The sequence below is a fragment of the Piscibacillus salipiscarius genome (assembly GCF_042685285.1).
In the GTDB taxonomy this organism is placed as follows: domain Bacteria; phylum Bacillota; class Bacilli; order Bacillales; family Alkalibacillaceae; genus Piscibacillus; species Piscibacillus salipiscarius.
On sequence record NZ_JBHUMZ010000021.1, the window covers coordinates 164385 to 183172 of the forward strand.

18 protein-coding genes are annotated in these 18788 nt (G+C 39.8%); 2 read left to right on the forward strand and 16 right to left on the reverse strand.

All coding sequences use genetic code 11. The features are described 5' to 3' along the window. Positions 1 to 13: 13 nt before the first annotated feature. The 5 genes from ACFSW4_RS09480 to panD form a co-directional block, all read right to left on the reverse strand. Complete coding sequence (locus tag ACFSW4_RS09480) at positions 14 to 667, reverse strand: 3-oxoacid CoA-transferase subunit B (protein ID WP_377328894.1); 654 nt, start codon at positions 665 to 667, stop codon at positions 14 to 16. Next, the gene (locus tag ACFSW4_RS09485) at positions 654 to 1337 is read right to left on the reverse strand and encodes a CoA transferase subunit A (protein ID WP_377328896.1); all 684 of its coding nucleotides are present in this window, start codon (positions 1335 to 1337) and stop codon (positions 654 to 656) included. Before ACFSW4_RS09485 ends, ACFSW4_RS09480 begins: the two co-directional genes overlap by 14 nt. 264 nt (positions 1338 to 1601) lie before the next feature. Then, on the reverse strand, positions 1602 to 2339 hold the full coding sequence (gene nfsA, locus ACFSW4_RS09490; RefSeq protein WP_054751879.1) for an oxygen-insensitive NADPH nitroreductase: 738 nt from the start codon (positions 2337 to 2339) through the stop codon (positions 1602 to 1604). A 161-nt stretch (positions 2340 to 2500) separates the two neighbouring features. Then, positions 2501 to 3484 carry a M20/M25/M40 family metallo-hydrolase gene (locus tag ACFSW4_RS09495; RefSeq protein WP_054751881.1) on the reverse strand — a complete coding sequence of 328 codons (984 nt, stop codon included), beginning with the start codon at positions 3482 to 3484 and terminating at the stop codon, positions 2501 to 2503. A gap of 195 nt (positions 3485 to 3679) precedes the next feature. Next, the gene (gene panD / locus ACFSW4_RS09500; RefSeq protein WP_054751882.1) at positions 3680 to 4075 is read right to left on the reverse strand and encodes an aspartate 1-decarboxylase; all 396 of its coding nucleotides are present in this window, start codon (positions 4073 to 4075) and stop codon (positions 3680 to 3682) included. A 140-nt stretch (positions 4076 to 4215) separates the two neighbouring features. On the opposite strand from panD, the gene ACFSW4_RS09505 reads away from it, so the two are divergent. Continuing rightward, entirely contained in the window at positions 4216 to 4389 is a 174-nt protein-coding gene (locus ACFSW4_RS09505; protein WP_279401269.1) for an aspartyl-phosphate phosphatase Spo0E family protein, read from the forward strand. A 151-nt stretch (positions 4390 to 4540) separates the two neighbouring features. Here ACFSW4_RS09505 and uxuA read toward each other — a convergent pair whose 3' ends face one another. Genes uxuA through uxaC form a run of 5 tightly spaced genes read right to left on the reverse strand, consistent with a single transcriptional unit; the run spans position 4541 to position 10293 of the window. Continuing rightward, a complete protein-coding gene (uxuA, locus tag ACFSW4_RS09510) occupies positions 4541 to 5569 on the reverse strand; it encodes a mannonate dehydratase (protein WP_377328898.1) in 1029 nt (342 codons plus the stop codon). A 5-nt stretch (positions 5570 to 5574) separates the two neighbouring features. Then, entirely contained in the window at positions 5575 to 6189 is a 615-nt protein-coding gene (locus tag ACFSW4_RS09515; RefSeq protein ID WP_054751885.1) for a bifunctional 2-keto-4-hydroxyglutarate aldolase/2-keto-3-deoxy-6-phosphogluconate aldolase, read from the reverse strand. A gap of 19 nt (positions 6190 to 6208) precedes the next feature. Then, positions 6209 to 8014, reverse strand: a complete 1806-nt coding sequence (uidA, locus tag ACFSW4_RS09520) for a beta-glucuronidase (protein ID WP_054751888.1) — start codon at positions 8012 to 8014, stop codon at positions 6209 to 6211. A gap of 27 nt (positions 8015 to 8041) precedes the next feature. Then, positions 8042 to 8881 (reverse strand): SDR family oxidoreductase, encoded by an 840-nt coding sequence (locus ACFSW4_RS09525; RefSeq protein WP_377328900.1) that lies wholly within the window; start codon positions 8879 to 8881, stop codon positions 8042 to 8044. 17 nt (positions 8882 to 8898) lie between these two features. Beyond that, complete coding sequence (uxaC, locus tag ACFSW4_RS09530) at positions 8899 to 10293, reverse strand: glucuronate isomerase (RefSeq protein ID WP_377328902.1); 1395 nt, start codon at positions 10291 to 10293, stop codon at positions 8899 to 8901. A gap of 173 nt (positions 10294 to 10466) precedes the next feature. Between uxaC and ACFSW4_RS09535 the strand changes: the two genes are divergently transcribed. Continuing rightward, positions 10467 to 11654: an ROK family transcriptional regulator gene (locus tag ACFSW4_RS09535; protein ID WP_054751890.1), complete on the forward strand. Its 1188-nt coding sequence runs from the start codon at positions 10467 to 10469 to the stop codon at positions 11652 to 11654. Positions 11655 to 11671: 17 nt separating this feature from the next. Here the strand turns inward: ACFSW4_RS09535 and ACFSW4_RS09540 are convergent, their stop codons facing one another. The 6 genes from ACFSW4_RS09540 to ACFSW4_RS09565 all read right to left on the reverse strand — a co-directional run bounded on the left by ACFSW4_RS09540 (position 11672) and on the right by ACFSW4_RS09565 (position 18735). Then, positions 11672 to 13147, reverse strand: coding sequence for an MFS transporter (locus ACFSW4_RS09540; protein WP_054751892.1), 1476 nt, complete (start codon positions 13145 to 13147; stop codon positions 11672 to 11674). A 483-nt stretch (positions 13148 to 13630) separates the two neighbouring features. Beyond that, on the reverse strand, positions 13631 to 14698 hold the full coding sequence (locus tag ACFSW4_RS09545) for an NAD(P)H-dependent flavin oxidoreductase (RefSeq protein WP_054751894.1): 1068 nt from the start codon (positions 14696 to 14698) through the stop codon (positions 13631 to 13633). 153 nt (positions 14699 to 14851) lie between these two features. Then, entirely contained in the window at positions 14852 to 15664 is an 813-nt protein-coding gene (locus tag ACFSW4_RS09550; RefSeq protein WP_377328905.1) for a carbohydrate ABC transporter permease, read from the reverse strand. 12 nt (positions 15665 to 15676) lie between these two features. Continuing rightward, positions 15677 to 16555 carry a carbohydrate ABC transporter permease gene (locus tag ACFSW4_RS09555; protein WP_377328907.1) on the reverse strand — a complete coding sequence of 293 codons (879 nt, stop codon included), beginning with the start codon at positions 16553 to 16555 and terminating at the stop codon, positions 15677 to 15679. Between the two features lie 64 nt (positions 16556 to 16619). Then, positions 16620 to 17885: an ABC transporter substrate-binding protein gene (locus ACFSW4_RS09560; RefSeq protein ID WP_377328909.1), complete on the reverse strand. Its 1266-nt coding sequence runs from the start codon at positions 17883 to 17885 to the stop codon at positions 16620 to 16622. An 82-nt stretch (positions 17886 to 17967) separates the two neighbouring features. Further along, positions 17968 to 18735: an HAD-IIA family hydrolase gene (locus ACFSW4_RS09565; protein WP_377328910.1), complete on the reverse strand. Its 768-nt coding sequence runs from the start codon at positions 18733 to 18735 to the stop codon at positions 17968 to 17970. Positions 18736 to 18788: the final 53 nt, after the last annotated feature.

Sequence of the window (18788 nt, forward strand, 5' to 3'; positions counted from 1 at the left end):
TTTCTCCCCTTTTTTATATATTCATAGATTCTTGATTGACTGTGAAGTTCGCCTCTGTGATGTCTCTTAACTCGTCAATTGATATATCTGATAATATTTCAATCAATTCACATTGATTGTTTGAAAACTTAAATACCGCATGCTCGGTCACTAACATATCTACTTTTCTAGCCCCACTACTTGGAAAGGTTAAATTTTTAACAAATTTAGGGCTGCCATCCTTCGCCAAATGGCTTGATGCAATGATGATCTTCTTAGCACCGGCTACTAAATCCATTGCCCCACCGACACCTAAAATAGTTTTACCTGGTATGGCCCAGTTCGCGATTTCACCAGTTTCATCAATTTGCAGAGCACCAAGAACGGCCATGTCAATATGACCACCTCGAATCATGACAAATGAGTCTGCACTATCAAATAACGAAGCACCTACATCCATTGTAATCGGTTTCTTACTTGCGCTAATTAAATCCATGTTCATCTCATCTTCAGGTGGCGTCGGCCCCATTCCTAGTAGACCATTCTCTGAATGCAAATAAACTTTTTTATCGCCTAAATAATCAGGAATGAGCGTTGGAATTCCGACACCAAGATTGACAACATCACCATCGTTCAGCTCTTGAGCTACTCTCTTTGCCACCTTAACTCTTAAATCACTGTTCAACATAGACACCACCTTTCTTGATGTATTTATTAAGTACTACGTAGTCAATGAATAGATGTGGTGTAACAACATCCTCAGGAGGAATCTCACCTGTTTCAACGATCTCATCAACTTCCGCAATGACAATATCACTAGCTGTTGCCATGCCGACATTGAAGTTTCTTGCCGTGTGATCATAAATGACGTTGCCTAATGTATCCGCTTTCAAACCTTTAATAATAGAAACATTTCCTTTAATTGCACGTTCAAGTATGTACGTTTCTCCGTCAAATACTTTTTCTTCCTTACCCTCAGCTAGTTTAGTACCTGCTGCTGTTTTCGTGTAAAAGCCGGCAATTCCAGCGCCACCGCATCGTACGGCTTCTGCCAAAGTTCCTTGCGGAATCAACTCAATTTCAAGTTCGCCTTCAGACCAAGCGCGTACAGCCTCACGATTTGTTGTAAAATAAGAACCTTTTGCCTTTTTCAAGCAACCTGCATCTAAGAGCTTTCCAAGTCCTCTTCCCACTTCACCTAAATTATTACTGACAACAGTAAGGTTTTGCTTACCAGACTTTGCAATGGCATCAATTAAAGTTAATGGTGTTCCAGACATTCCGAATCCACCAACTAACAACGTATCTCCATTTTTGATAAGGTCCATTGCCTCATCAATCTCTATTAATTTTTTCATTAGAAAAACTCCCCCTTCCTTTTATTTGTATTCCGTTATACGGAATTAATGTTCCATTTTTATAACTTGGGTTAATTGTAAAAGACTATTTTTTAAAAATCAATACTTTTTAGAAAATTTAATAAATATTACTTTATGTAATATAGTTCTAACTTATTTTCGACTTACTCTCTCTATTATTGATGGTGCTTCTAACTACGTTCTTAACTCTTACCCTGTTAAACTTTTCAAATAAAAAAACGGCCCATGTAGGACCGTTTTACCTTAACTCAAATCAAATTGTTGCGACTCAACAAACTCTCTCATATGCTTACGACGCGGCTGCCCCATCATCTTAGCCATTGTTTCAGACCATGTGATCTGGCGCTTGTTTGCTGACCGTGATTGATAATAATGACTCATCGTTTCGTCATAGTTCTTAATGATTTCCTCATACTTAGACTCATCATACTCATTTTTATGCAAAATTGCCTCAACTGGAAGGCGTGGTTTCACCTCATGCTCTTCATCAGGAACACCAACTGTCATACCGAATACTGGGTAAACCTTATCTGGAAGATTAACGAGCTCACTGATTTGCTTCGGATTATTTCTCACACCACCGATGTAACAAATACCATATCCCATTGACTCTGCTGCCACAACAAAGTTTTGAGCAAAAAGGGATGTATCGGTCGTTCCAACAATAAAGTTTTCTAAACCTTCAGTTGTCAGTTCAACCCCTTGCTTTTGGCATGCATACTCCAGACGCTTTAAATCTGCACAGAACAATAAAACAACTGGAGCAGAATTAATTTGTTTCGGGTTATTACTGAGGTCTGCTAAGGCTTCAATTTTATCCGCATCCGTCACACGAACAATTGAATATGCCTGAACAAAATTAGAGCTTGCCGAATGCTGAGCTGCTTCAATCATTTCATGTAAATGTTCGCTTGGCACCTGATCCTCCTTATATAGACGAATCGATGTATGTTTCTTTAATAACTGTGTAACCTCGTTCATCACCATCAACCTTTCTTTATATGTCTATCTATTAAAATTACTAATTTTTATAGAATTAAACAAATAATATGTTTATAAAATAGGAGGCAGGGTATAGTAAGAGCAAGTTATAATCTCCCCATTAAAAAGGTGGATTCCAAAATTGGAATCCACCTCTTTTTTTATAGTTCAGGCTCTTCATAATAATAATCTACTGGTACTGGAGCTACTTCAGATTTTTCTAATGCTGGGGTATCTTTACGAGTAATTTGGTTAATGGCTGCTCCAACGATGTTTGCAACATCTTTCAGTTTATCTTTACTAATATATTCTATAACATCATCTTCAGTATGATACCACGGTTCAAGTGGTGTATGAATAAATAATGCAGCTGGAATACCTAAGTTATGAAACGGCACATGGTCACTACGTCCAAGTTCACTATAAGGAACTAATTCGCTAACTCGTGAGCCCGCTGCAGCACCAAGGTCCGTTACCATGTTCTTCTCACCATTTGCAGTGAACATCACTAAGTCGCCAGCATCAGCACTTCCAACCATATCAAGTTGGAACATAGCGACAGTACTTTCCACCTCTTCTTCAGTCATCGCCTCTGCATATTTACGAGAACCCCATAAGCCATATTCTTCTGCACCAAATGCGACAAATTTAATTGTCGTGTCAGTCGGTGTATTTGCATAAACACGAGCTAACTCTAGTAATGCTGCTGTACCAGATGCATCATCATTAGCTCCTGGCCCGTGCGGCACTGAATCATGGTGAGCACCTACAACAACAGTCTGACCTGTATCATGATTTTTCATCGGTTCTTTAACCGCTTCAACATTATAAGATGTAATCTCTTCTCCGCTGAAGCTATTAAACGTAAATTCATGCACTTGAACATTTTCATAACCATAAGACTCAAATTGTTCTTTTAAGTATTCGACCGTTTGTAGCTCACCTTCAGTCCCAGCTCCTCTTGGGCCAATCTCTTCAGAAAGGTACGAAACGTGGTCATAGATATTATCGACTTTGACTCGTTTCACTACTTTGTTGTCAAAAGCTTGATCCGACTCACCACCGTTTCCACCTGCTAAAGTTCCGTAAAAAGGAACCGTTGCTAAAAACATTGCTACCATTACTAGACTAAAAATCTTCTTCATTCATACCACTCCTCCTTTTAGGTTTGTTGACAAAATTCTACGTTATTTTTCAATTACCTTTTAATTCGGCAAAAAATGGTAAGAACGTAATAGAGGAATGGGATGTATGACCCAAAGTAATAAAAACTAGCCATGTGGCTTAAGGCTTATTATGATCAATTAAAAAATGGCCCATTAGCTGGGCCATTTTTTTGATCACTCCACTTCTACCTCTTCAGGCCAGTGAAGATCATGTTTTTCAACACTCGTAATTTGATTTTCTTTGTCGACAAATACAACACTAGGCTGTAATTTTTTAATCTCCTCTTCATCATACAGACCCATGCTCAGAATAATTACTAGGTCACCAGGTGAGAATAAATGAGCTGGTGGTCCGTTAAGGCAGATTTTACCCGAGCCTTCTGGAGCTGGAATAGCGTATGTTTTCCATAGCGTGGCATTGCGAACACTAGTAATCTGCACCATTTCATATGGTTTGATATTGGCTTCTTTCATTAATTTATAATCAATCGTAATACTTCCAACATAATCTAAATCCGCTTCCGTTACAGTCGCGCGATGGATTTTACCTTTACACATCTTACGTTGCATTCATTTCCCCTCCTGTTTTGAGTTAATTTCAGTATATTCAATTGAAAGTCTTGTTTCAAGAATAATAGATTTGGTAGTTTTAAAATGAATATGACCGGGTAAGGTATGTTCAACCCTTTATTTTACTAAATCTTGAGGTGATGAACATCAGACAGAAAGAGCAACTTTATCAAAATATTAAACAATTACGTGAGAGCATGATAGATTCCGGCTTGACTAAAGGACTTCACGATCCCGAAACAGTCCGTCTAAGTCAAGAATTGGACAGGCTATTGAATCAATATGAGAACACTCGCTGTAAGAAAAGTTATTAATGATAGCTGAGAGTTATCTAATTGAGGTTGAGCGTCTCCCTATTGATGTTCGTGCGCTCCTAATATCAATTCACCCTCTCCCTAACGACGTTAATCTCATCCAAAAACAAAATAGAAGCTTTTGCGCGTGCGCAAAAGCCTCAAATAAACATTATTTTATACTATCCAAAACGCCTGCAATGTACATGGCGCCGAGTGCACGGTCATAAAGTCCATAGCCTGGACGGCCTTCCTCACCGAAAATCATTCGGCCATGATCAGGCCTAGCTGGACCATTAAACCCAGTTTCCTTAAGCTTTTTAATTATGCCGACCATATCAAGTGAACCATCTTTATTCATATGAGAGACTTCTTGAAACGATTGTTCTCCGTAACGTTTAACATTACGTAAGTGTACGAAGTTGATTCTGCCTTGAGCCGTATCAATAATTTCAAATAAATCATTAGATGGGTCAGCACCAAAAGATCCTGTGCAAAACGTTAAGCCATTATTTGGACTATCTACTGCATCTAGTAGATACTTGATATTTTCTTTATTTTTAACGACTCGTGGTAACCCGAAAATGTTCCACGGCGGATCATCAGGGTGAATCGCCATCAGCACGTCTTCCTCTTCTGCGACTGGAATAATTTGTTCCAAAAAGTAAACCAAGTTGTCTAGTAACTGATCTTCCGTTATTTGCTTGTACTCCTCCATGATGCGCTTAAGTTCGTCCGTTTGATACGACAAATCCCAACCAGGTAAAGTAAGCTCTCCGCTTAAAGGATCTAATTCTTTTAACTCTTCCTCATCATAGTTTAACGAATTAGAGCCATCTTCTAGTGGCTTAGCTAAATCTGTTCTTGTCCAGTCAAAAACAGGCATAAAGTTATAACAAACTGTCTTAACACCAGCTTTTGCGAGATTTCGAATTGTTGTCTTGTAGTTTTCAATATAATGATCGCGTGTGTCTTTTCCTAGTTTAATATCTTCGTGAACTGGCACGCTTTCAATCACTGATAGATTTAGTCCGTGCGACTCGACATCTTGTTTTAACTCTTTAATTCGCTCTCGTGACCAAACTTCCCCGACAGGAATATCATAGATTGCCGTGACAATCCCAGTCACACTCGGAATTTGACGAATATATGCTAATGGAACTTGGTCGTCTTGTCCATACCATCTAAATGTAATCTCCACTCACTTTACCCCCTTACCTGTTCAACAAAAGCCTTGGCCTTCGCTTCAATCTCATCTAAATTGCCTTGAGTTAAAGAACCACCGACCCCGACTGCAACAGCCCCATTTTCAAACCACTCATTGACGTTTTCTAAGTTCACACCACCTGTTGGCATAATCGAAACATCGGGCAATGGTCCTTTAAATTGTTTGATCGCACTTGGCCCGAACTGGGCTCCTGGAAATAGCTTGATAACCTGAGCTCCGTACTGCAAAGCCGTCATCATTTCGGAAACCGTCATACATCCTGGTAAATAAGGTACTTGATGCAGATTACATAAAAGCGCGATTTCCTTTTTAAAACCAGGGCTAACGACAAACTGTGCTCCGGCTTGAATAGCGAGTTTAGCTGTTATGTCATCTAAAACGGTCCCAGCACCAACGACTACATTTGGATGCTCTTCTCGAACTTGCTCAATAGCACGCTGGGCACCAGGTGTTGTATACGTTAACTCAACAGCCTTAAAACCGCCTTTTATAACAGCATCAGAATATTGGACAGCTTCTTGACTGTCTTCAGCCCGAATAACGGCGATTAACTTTTGCTCAACCACTTTATTAAGCGTCTTTAACTGCTTCATCACATCAACTCCTAACGACTTACTCACCTTTTTTATAGCCGAAGCTCGGGATGTTGTGCCAACGTTTACGCATATAGTGCGCCGCTGATTTAGGCTTACGCTCACGAGTGAAGACACCTTTCTTATTACCTTGTACGCGAATTACGCCTTGACTCGTTTCAAAATCTGCAAAGTTCCAAATATGCTCACCGACAAAGTTTTCATGCTGATCAAACACTTTCTGGTTCGCCTCTAAAAACTTCACTTGATACTCTTCTGTGAACATGATGTCATCCATGTCATGGAATCCTGCAACCGTGTCAGCGCCATATTCGGTCATGATAACAGGTTTACCAGGGCAAACCTCTGCCCACTCTCTTAACTCTTGCGCAAGTTTCGCTTTTGCAACTTCTAAGTTACCACTTTCAACGTACCAGCCGTAGTAACGGTTTAAACTTAGAACATCGAGTTCATGCTCAATTTTAGCTTTATCAGGTGTTGCCATTAAAATCGTCACTAATGTCACAGGGCGATTTTGTGGATCCACTTCACGAGTTAAATCGATCAGCGGTTTAAAATACTCATAAGCGCCGTCTTCATAGGATTCAGGCTCATTAGCCACACTCCACATCAGAACAGCTGGGTGGTTTTTATCACGAGCGACTAAATCTCTAATGACTTGAGCATGATGTTCATACGTGCCAAGCTCTTTCCAAGTATCGCGTTTTTCGCTTGAGCCTAATAAACTTGCAGAGAAGTTTAAATGAAGTCCTACTGCTGGCGTTTCATCAATGACGACTAATCCTTCACGGTCAGCCAAACGCATAATTTCTTCTGAATACGGATAGTGAGCTGTACGGAACGAGTTAGCGCCAATCCATTTCATCAGGTTAAAATCCATCACGTTAATCGGTTCATTAAAACCACGCCCGCTAATAAAGGAATCTTCATGCTTACCAAAGCCTTTAAAATAGAACGGCTTGCCGTTAATTAAAAATTGATTATGCGTAACTTCAACTGTTCGAACCCCAAATGGTTCGTAATACTGATCAACGACTTCATCCCCGTCAACAAGTTCAACCTTTAATTGGTAAAGATACGCATCTAACGGTTCCCAAAGATTAGCATTTTCAATCGTCACCTGACCGTTTGAACCAGATGCTGTCGCTACTTCTTCGTTGTTCTCATCTAAAACTGTGACGTTAACTTGATGATTTGAACCCACGACCTCAACTTCATAATCAACAACACCATTTGAACCATCTAGATCTGTTACTACGGTCACATCGTTAATATAAGTTTTAGGTGTGGTATAAATTTTAACTGGGCGATGAATACCAGCATAATTAAAAAAGTCAAAGTTAGGTGAGTTTTCTACGACTTTTCCAATACCTTCGACTTCTCGTTCAGTATAAAGTCCGACAGGTAATGTTGTTTCATCCAAAATGTTGTTCACGGCTACAGTCACACGGTTCACACCTGGCTGAACAACGTCATTAATTTCTTTTTCAAATGGCAGGAAACCGCCTTTATTCTCGCAAACAAGCATTCCATTTACATAAACTTTAGCTTCATGCGTCACGGAACCAAAGCGAAGAACCAATCGTTCACTAAACGCATACTTTGGTACTTGAAATTCACGTTCATACCAAACCCACCCGATATGATTACGAATCTCTTTAATGACACTCACATCATTATAAGATGACGGAACAGCCATAGAAGATGGATTTTCTAAAGGCTTTTGGCTTACGCTTTCTTGAAGCTCAATTCCGTCTAATTTAAAATTCCAGATTCCATTTAAGTCAAAAACACCACGAGTATCTGTCGTAATTGGATATAACATATAAATACCTCCGTTTTTTATTTAAATTTATACACCTGAATAAGCTGAAAAGCCTCCATCAACCGGAACGATAATGCCGTTGACAAAGCCTGATGCTTGTTGATTCACGAGCCACATCAAGGTGCCAACTAACTCTTCTGGCTCACCAAAACGATCTTCTGGAGTCTGAGATAAAATTTTCTCAGCACGTTCAGATAACGAACCATCTTCTTTATAAAGTAAGTTTCGGTTTTGGTCGGTTAAGAAAAAGCCAGGCGCAATTGCATTAACGCGAACGCCTACTTTTGAAAAATAGACTGCAAGCCACTGCGTAAAGTTACTCACAGCCGCTTTAGCTCCGCTGTAAGCCGGAATACGGGTTAATGGAGTAAAGGCGTTCATCGAAGATACGTTAATAATCGTCGCACCTTCTGCGTTCACCATATCTTGTCCAAATACTTGAGTCGGTAAGAACGAACCTAAAAAGTTCATATCAAATAAATCACCAACAGCGTTTTGGTCTAAATCAAAAAACGACTGCTCACCATCGTCTTCAGTAAAATAATCATGTGACGTGGTCGCTTTTGGATCGTTACCTCCAGCGCCGTTGATTAAAATATCGCAAGTGCCGAACTGCTCCTTTAGGTCCTCACGCACACGTTTTAGATCATCTTTGTTTAAAACATCAACACTGTAGCCAATGGCCTCGTGTCCTTTACTTTTAATACTCTCGACTACACGGTCAATCTTTGATTGCGTACGTGCTAGAACCGCTACCTTTGCGCCTGCTTCAGCTAATGCTTCACTTAGAACAGAACCTAACACGCCGCTCCCGCCAGTCACAACAGCAACTTTACCTGATAAATCTGTATTAAATGGTATCGTCATTTAATCACCTCCGAAGATTATAAACTAAAATACTCTTTTGCATTGTAATAACAAATGTTCTGTATATATTGCTTTAATAACTGACGATCATTTGGAACCAGTCCTTGTTCGACCCAGCTACCAAATAACCGGCAAAGAATGCGTCTGAAATACTCATGTCTTGAAAAGGATAGAAAGCTTCTCGAATCAGTCAGCATACCGACGAAATTACTGATTAAGCCAATATTAGCAAGCGTCTTCATCTGGTTCTCCATCCCATCGATCGTATCGTTAAACCACCAAGCTGTGCCAAATTGAATTTTTCCGCGGATTCCATCGCCTTGGAAGTTACCTGCCATCGACGCTAAGATCGGATAATCATTCGGATTCAAGCTATATAATACCGTTTTAGGTAGCTTTTGTTTTCGCTCAAGAGAGTCCATCAGGCTTCCAAGTGGTTTAGCAAGCTTCGTGTCATTAATCGAATCAAATCCCGAATCAGGACCTAATTGTTCAAACATTCGCGAATTGTTATTACGCTTTGGCCCCATGTGAAGCTGCATAATCCAGCCTTTTTCATGATACATCTTGCCTAACTGAATGAGCGTGTATGTTTTATACTGCTCTACTTCATGGTCTGAAAGTTTCTCATTGTTTAAACGCTTTTTAAAAATATTCTCGACTTCTTGTTCAGTTGCCTCTGCAAAAAACATTTCGTTAATACCGTGATCAGAGCTTCGGCAGCCTAATTCATCAAAAAAATCAACTCGCTCTTGTAGGGCTTTTATAAACTGCGAGTAATCATTAATAGAATACCCAACGGCGTCTTCTAACTTTTTGAGCCAATCCATAAAACCATCTTGCTGAATATTAAGGCCTGTATCTGGTCTAAACGACGGTGACACCTGCAGGCCTTCAATTCCTTGTAACGCTTGATGTGAAGACAGCGAATCAACTGGATCATCCGTTGTCCCTACAAATTCAACACGATCTTTTTTTAATAACTGGCGAACCGACCATTTAGGAGATTGAAGCTTCGCATTCGCTTCCTCCCAAATATCCTTCGCTGTTTCTTCACTTAATAACTGATCAATATCGAAATAACGTTTTAACTCTAAATGAGTCCAGTGATATAAAGGATTACCGAGTGTCTGGGGAACGGTCTTCGCCCACGCTAAGAACTTCTCGTAATCCGAAGCATCACCTGTAATATAATACTCATCAATTCCATTAGCTCTCATCGCTCTCCACTTATAATGGTCACCAGAAAGCCAAATTTCCGTTAAATTCTGATAATTTTTGTCATTTAAAATGTCATCTGGAACCAGATGATTGTGATAATCAATAATCGGAAGGTTTTTTGCGTATTCATGATAGAGCTCATAAGCTGTCTCATTGTTTAGCAAAAAATCATCTTGAATAAACGTATTCATACAAATCCTCGCTTTTTTGTATAATTTGTTTGTTTACTAAACAAACTATTAATTTTATAATATATGTAAGCGGTTTTAATTTCAACCCTCTTTGCTCTGAAAATTTTATTTTCATAGAATTGTCTTTTTATGTCTGCTAAGATTAAATTAGAATATTTAAAGTTGGTGAAGTCATGAGTACAGGAGACGCACAATATATAAAGAACTTAAACAGACGTATTCTAATCGAACATGTCATTAAAGAACAAACACTCTCAAGAAGTGATTTAGCAAGAGTGACAGGTTTAAATAAAGCAACGGTTTCGGCCCAAATATCAAAATTAATCGATGACGGGATCATTAGAGAAACCAAAGTCGGACATATTGATTCGCCAGGGCGCAAGCCAATTTTAATAGAAATGAATGGACAAGCTGGCTACAGTATCGGTATTGATATTGACGCCAATGAGTTTCGCTTTGTCTTCATAGATTTAAAAGGAAAACCTATAGAGCGAAAAGTTGTACCAATTGACCAAGGTGACGTAGATGAAATAATCTCTATTATCCAATACCACTTAAAACCACTGATTGAAACTTATAACGAGTCTCATAAGCCGATTGGATTAACTGGTATTGCAGTTGGTATACACGGAATCATCAATAGTTATGACCAAATCGTTTTTACACCTAATCAAAAATGGCAATATTCAAACTTTAAATCCAAATTTGAAGAGGTCTTCAATGTTCCGGTTGTTATTGACAACAACGCGAATTTAAGTGCTTACGGTGAGCAAGTCTATTACGAAAACATCCAAGATCTATTCTGTATCACGCTTTATTCAGGTATAGGACTCGGAATCATTAACAACTCTAAAATCTATCGAGGTTATGATGGATTTGCAGGTGAAATTGGCCATATGGTGGTCAACCCTGATGGGGAATTATGTTCCTGTGGAAATAAAGGATGCTGGGAATTATACGCCTCAGAACGGGCGCTTAGAAACCGGTTTAATGCTAAATTTGGCTCTATGCCGCAAAACCCAGCTGAGATTTTTGAGAAACCAAAGTATGAATCTGAATTAGATTCGTATATTCAATATTTAGCAATCGGTTTAAACAATATAATCAATATATTTAACCCACAGCGAATTGTATTAAACGGAGCTATGATTAATCAAAATCCAGAAGTCATTCAATCTATTGAGAGACATCTTAAATCAAAGATCAATAGTTATGAAACAATTCACCTTTCCCATTTAGGTGAGTTTGCCTGTGCACTTGGCGGGGCAGCATTGGTTCTCAAAAACTATTTAAACATTAACACATTAGATTTTGTGGAGTACGAATATTTTAATAGTCATGAAAAGAGCGCTTGGACCTAATCCAAGCGCTCTCTTAGTTAATTAGCTTGATTAACTTCTTCGGACTTTTTTTCTTTAACATCAGCAATTTCTTGCTGTATTTCTTTCATTGTTTCCCCATCTAACTTATAGAAATGCATGGCTAAGATGGAGATTAACCAACCAAGGACTGGAATACCGAAAGCAACAAATAACGTTGCATATAATAAAGGATTAGTTAGGGATTCTCCAATTTGCGGAAATTCTTCTGTATAGCCAATCATGGCAACGACATAACCAACAAGAGCTGGAGCTAAGGACGATACTAGCTTGTCTACAAATGAGAACATCGCTGAAATCATACCCGGTACGTAGCGTCCTGTTTTATACGTCTCATAATCAGACGTATCCGCAATCATCGGAATAACAATCGATGGTGTTAAGGTACCGACACCGCGTCCAATACTGTAAAGAACCATAAAGGCAATTGTTAACCAGCCGAACGATTCAAAGTTCGCATCTGTCGGATTATCTACGAGTAACATAATGACCGCTAATGCCGTGAAGGAAACAACTCCTAACCAAGAAGCTCTTACCAAGGCTTTTTTCATACCTACTTTTCTAGCATACACAACACCAAAATAAGTAATAAACAAGCTTGGCGCAATAATGATTAAGGAGTACGTACCACTTAGTTCAAAGTTACCTAAAGCAATTGCGAACAGCATGACCATCACGGGCTGCTGCATCATCACCGTAACCGCAAGTTTATCAGTTGATGCAGATAAGACTAGCATCTGAAGGGGTCTGTTCCCTTTTAGAACTGGCCAGTAATCTCTAAATCTCACATTTGCAGAAAGATCCGCAAGGCCATAAAACTCTTTTCGATCTTTAGGCTTGATTCCAATAATAGCTAACATAGTAAAAATAGCTGCTAAAATAATAATCTCAATATATAATTCTTGGAACAATCCGCTAGTAAACCCGCCATACTTTTGTGTTAAATAAGATGAAACAAACACTTGTCCTAGAGAGAACAATGTAATGTTATAAACCGAATCAAAAATCGAGAATAGCGGACGCTGCTTCGGATGGTTCGTTAAGACCGTTTGAGCAGCCCTTGTCACATTGGTTTGCAATGTGTAACCAATGATATAAATAGCGTGAATCACTATAAATGCAGCTAATGCCAGATTTTCAGGTAAAAGGTGAATATTAAACATTAGAATAAATGAAATGATTAAAATAATATTTCCTGTCACCATGATTGGTATAAATTTACCGAATCGTGTCTCCGTTTTATCAAGAACAAATCCAATAATCGGATCTGTCACGGCATCAAACGCACGCATCGCTGCTAAGATCGTACTGACGATCACAACCGCAAGACCAGCTACCCCTGTTGCATAGTAAGATACAAAGGCTAATGCAAACATATAAAGGTTTGTCGCCGTATTGTTTAATGCAAAGAAACCAATCTGCCATACTTTAGCCTTATGATAATTGCCTTCATTTCCAACAATTGAAGCTCCCATTGTACACTCCCCTTTTAGTCGTCCATTAAAGAAACCGTTTACATTTTAACAACAAATTAGTTAAATTTTTCAGAAAAATATTGGTAAAAATAAAATTCACACGCGCATGTGTAATTTGTTTGTTTACTAAACAAACTTATATTGTCATATTATATGTAAGCGTTTTAGATGTCAATAATGTTTTTAAAAAATCTGAATTTAGGTTGGGATATTCCGATTTTAACAGTAGCTTGAACGTGAACTTATGAGTTTTGGTCGCCGTTTGGGCTTTCTATTTTGGTTTGGCTCATTCCTTTTTACATTTGTGTGCTCCCTATTTCGGTTGAGCTCTTCCCTATTTACATTCAGGCAATCCCTATTTATGTTCGCGCGTCCCCTTTTTTGGTTGAGCTAGTCTCTATTGATGTTCAAGGCTTCCCTATCGACATTGCTCCATTTCCAAAAATAAAAAAGAAGCTTTTGCGCTCACGCAAAAGCCTCTACTTATACAATAATCTCCTTCGCTTCAAGAATCACATCATCTAACACATCACGCACCGATTCTTCTTTCTCTACTGATCTCACACCTTGCCCTGCATATAACGACAAATATTCAGCGTCGCCACGTTCCTTAGCAGAAGTTCGAACAGGTTTTGTAGCCATGTTTTGAAATGGATATGGAAAACGAGTCTTTTTATCAAACGATCGAACAAGCTCATTCTCAATTGCTCGAGCTGGCCTGCCAGAAATATTTTTCGTAATAACGGTACTCGTCTCATCACCAGCAAATAGAGCTTCTTTATAAGCATTCGGAATTCCTGATTCGCTTGTCGTTAAAAAGCGCGTCCCCATCTGAACGCCTGAAGCACCTAACACCATTGCCGCAACAAGTCCTTTCCCGTCCATAATACCACCTGCAGCAACCACCGGAACATCGACTGCCCCTGTGACTTGAGGTACTAACGAGAACGTTCCGATATTAGCGCCTCCTGGATACTTCTCAACATTAAACGTTCCACGGTGCCCGCCAGCTTCACTACCTTGCGCAACGATCACATCAACTCCCGCAGCTTCTGCCTGAACCGCTTCATCAACATTTGTCACCATTGTCATGAGCACAGCACCAGCACTTTTAGCACGCTCTGCTATTTCTTCAGGCAAGATACCAAAAGCTGTACTAATAACAGGCACCTTTTCCTCTAGCAAAACATCGACCTGCTCTGCTACACGGTTTTGCCAACTGAAATCAACCTGATCGACAGGGTTTAACTCAACTTGAGTGCGCACAGCATTTAAAGCCTCAACTTCACTCGACTGAAAAGACTGTTCACGATCACCTCTAAGCGAAAATACATTTACCGCAAACGGCTGATTAGTCTTCTTTTTAATCTCACGAATAGCCTCGCGAATCGATTCGGGTTCCATGTAGGCTGCTCCAAGTGTTCCAAGAGCCCCAAACTCAGATACTTCCGCAACTAACTCAGGCGTCGTTGAACCACCAGCCATTCCAGCCTGAATGATTGGGAATTTAATACCAAGCAACTCACACAATTCATTTTGCAATTTAATCATGCTAAAAACCCTCCCGGCGACTTACTTCTTAATGATCATTTTACATGATTAATCCTTCTGGCCATAAAAAGAAGCTTTTGGGTAAGCCCAAAAGCAACTATTTTTTGCTTCCCATTTCGATTCAAACGCCCCTTAACCTAATTCTACCTTATCTTACTTAATCCCAGAATGCATAAAGCTCGATACAAATTGTTTTTGAAAAATGAAAAAGGCAATCAACAACGGAAAGATCACCATCACTGTACCAGCTGTCACCATCCCCCACTGCGCCCCTGTCTCATACGATTGGGCAAACAAAGCAATCCCGACGGTAAGTGGACGATTTTCTACAGAGTCCGTAATGATTAGCGGCCACATGAAATTACTCCAGTGGTGACTAACGGACACCAGCGCAAACGCAATATAAGTCGGTTTCGCGGCTGGGATATAAACATGACGCAGCGTCTGATACCATTTACACCCGTCCATTTTTGAGGCCTCATCTAATTCATAAGGTACTTGTTTAAATGTTTGTCTAAGTAAAAATACCCCAAACGCTGACGCCCAGTAAGGAAGCATGACCGCGAGCTTCGAATCTACTAGCCCAAGCTGTCCCATCACCTGATAATTTGGAAAGAGTAAGATTTCAGGCTGAATCATGAGTTGCACTAAAAATAAAATAAACAAAACGTTGCGACCTTTAAACTTTAACCTTGCAAAGGCATACGCTGCGAGTGTGATTGTGATCAATTGCATAGCTAAAATGCCAAACACAATCACAAAGGTATTATAGTAATAACGCAAAAATGGAGCGGCATTCCAAGCGTCCTTGTAATTCTGAAGAGTCGGTTCGTTCACAAAAAATGGATTAGAACCATTAATGATTTCATTAGCCGGAGAGAAGGACGTCATAAAAACCCAAACGAGAGGCGTTGCAAACACTACTCCAAGTATGACAATGACTGAGTAGTTTATAAATCGACTCATCTTCTCTCCTCCTTAATAATGAATTTTCCTATCTAAATATAGATAATTAAATGCTGTAATACTTAACATGACAACAATCAAAATGACCGTCAGCACAGCTGCCTTACCTAAGTCCCAGTTCGTAAACGCCACTTCGTAAATATGATAAAGCAGAAGGTTACTCGCATTATCCGGCCCGCCCTTTGTCATAATGTATAGATGGTCGACATTCTTAAACGAATTCGTAATCGCAACAATCATGACAAATAGCGTTGTCGGCATTAATAACGGAAACGTCACATGTCTAAACATCTGCCATGGTGAAGCCCCTTCCATAACGGCCGCTTCATACACATCACGTGGCAAGTTTTGCAGGCCAGCTAAGTAAAATATCATGAAAAATCCAGCGTCTTTCCAAATAATCATGATGATCATCGCGACCATGACAAAACCAGGATCCCCTAGCCAATTCGGGCCACTTGTCCCAAACATTTGTAGAAATTTATCTAATAGACCATACTGCGGGGTATAAATAAATAGCCAAATGTTCGCAACCGCAATAAGCGGAATGACGGTCGGATAAAAGAAAGACGTCCTAAGTAGCGCACTGCCTTTCATCCTCTTGTTTAGCCAAATCGCCAAATACATTGCCAAAAAGATACTCGTCGGAACCGTCCCGATCATAAACAGCAAATTATTTACCATCACTTTTGCGAAAATTTCATCCGTAAAAACTTCTTTGTACTGATCAAGACCAGAAAACTCAAGCCTCGTCATCGGCCCGCTATAAAAACTGAGCTGAAGCGACTTTAATGTTGGGTAAAAGGTAAATAGCGTTAGAAATATAAATGACGGTAGTAATAGCGTATACGCAAAGATATTTTCCTTAAAAAATAAATTTAACTTTTTCATAAAAAGTGGCCGAAACCTCCTCTCAGCCAAAAATTTGGAGAAGCCTGGAGCCCAGGCCTCTCACTTATTCCTGAAATGGTGCTAAAACTTCTTCTGCTTTCGATTGTGCGTCATTAAACGCTTCGTCCACCGTGCTCTGCCCCGTTAACACCGACTGAATCGCGTCGTTAAAGATCTTCTGAACCTCACCGTTTTGGTACGTCGCAAGCTCACTATCGGCATACTCTAACTGATCACGTGCCACTAACGCACTTGGAAATTCCTCAACATAAGAGCTTAACTCTTCAGTTTCATAAGCTGATTCGCGCGTTGCCACATAACCCGTTTCAATCGACCACTTCGCAACCTGCTCTGGTTTTGTTAAAAACTCAATAAACTTAATGGCCGCTTCACGATTCTTTTCTGGAATATCTTTAAACAAATAAATATTTCCTCCGCCAGTTGGTGATCCGTACTGCTCGTTTGCTGGTAAGAACGACACACCGAAATCAAACTCTGCGTTCGATTTAACGTTCGTTAAATTACCAGTCGTATGGTACATCATCGCTGTTTTCCCGCTTAAAAAGTCTGAAGGAACCGTCCCCCACTCAATAACTCCTTCAGGCATCACCTCGTGATCTTGACTTAAGCTAAGCCAGTACTCCATCGCTTCTTTAGAATGAGGTGCATCAAAGTAAACCTCTTTACCATCCTCAGACATAATATTTCCTTCTGTCTGAAGCGCAAGTGCCTGGAACATCCAGTACTGATAACCGGTACTTGGAATCTCGAGGCCCCACTGGTCATCCGTTGTTAACTTCTTACTATACTCAACTAGTTCATCCCAGTTCTCAGGAGGCTGCTCAGGATCAAGACCCGCTTCCTTGAACTTATCTTTGTTGTAGTAAAGAACGATTGTGCTTCGCTGGAACGGAATACTCCATACTTGATCGCCAACCTGTGAATTTGCCATAAACGCATCATAGTAATCATCGAAATAATCTTCACCAAAAAGTGGCGTCATCTCTTCTATCACGTCATTTTCAAGTAAGGTAAACAAATCAATTGAGAATAGAACCGCAAGCTCTGGTGGATTGCCACCTTGAACCGATGCCATTACCTGAGTCATCGTTTCAGAATAGCTTCCTCCAAAGTTCGCATTGACCTTTATATCTGGATTTTCCTCTTCAAAATCCGCAACCAATTCATCAACTAAATTCGCAATATCGCCACCAACCGCAACCGGGAAGTAAAAATCAATTTCCGTCACATCATCTGCAGAATCACTATTACAAGCAGCTAATACTAAACTTAAAAACAAAATCAATAAGACACTGAGCCATCGACGCATTTTGTTTCCCTCCTCAATAAACAAGCTTCACTAAACTATATGAACAAAAGACCTATTTTATTTGCAAAAAAATAGAGCTCTGTTAATCAGAACTCTTCAAATCTGCAATACTATTTAATATATATGTAGGTTTAATCTCCGACTGAGCCACATCCGCCCTCTTCGTAATCCCCGTTAACACTAAAACACTATTAACCCCATTTTCATTTCCCATTAAAATATCCGTCTCAAGACGATCGCCAATCATATAACATTGATTAGGGGGTAATTTTAGAACTTCTTCTGTGACATACTGCATCATGAGTCTTGAGGGCTTGCCAGCAATGTAATCAATTGTCTTCCCTGTCGCGCCTTCAATGGCACCAATCATTGCCTCGCAGTCAGGAATTTCACCTTCTTTAGTTGGACAAGTCCTGTCAGGATTCGTAGCTATAATTTTCGCTCCATTCTGGTAAGCCTCGTAAGCTTGTGATAGCTTTTCATAGTTGAATTCGTGGTCCCAGCCAATGACGACGTAATATGCTTCTCGAGGATTGTTAGTGATTTGAATTCCCTCTTCGGTTAACTCTTCAAAAAGAGGCTTTTCTCCAATAACAAGTGCTTTGCCAGGCTTTCCTTGGAGAAATTTTGCCGTAATAAAATTCGAGTTGATGACATCTTCAATCGTGCACTCAATCCCCATCTTGTTTAATTTCTCTACATAATCCGAGCGACGCGCGATGGACTTATTGGTTAAGAAAACGACCTTATGCCCCTGGGCTTTTAGCTCGTTGATCGTTTTGGCCGCGCCATCAATCGGCTCGTCATCTAAATAAACCGTCCCATCAAGATCAAATATGTACCCTTTCATACAGGCCTCAACTCCTCTTAATAGATTATGAGGAATTGAGACTTACTATGAAT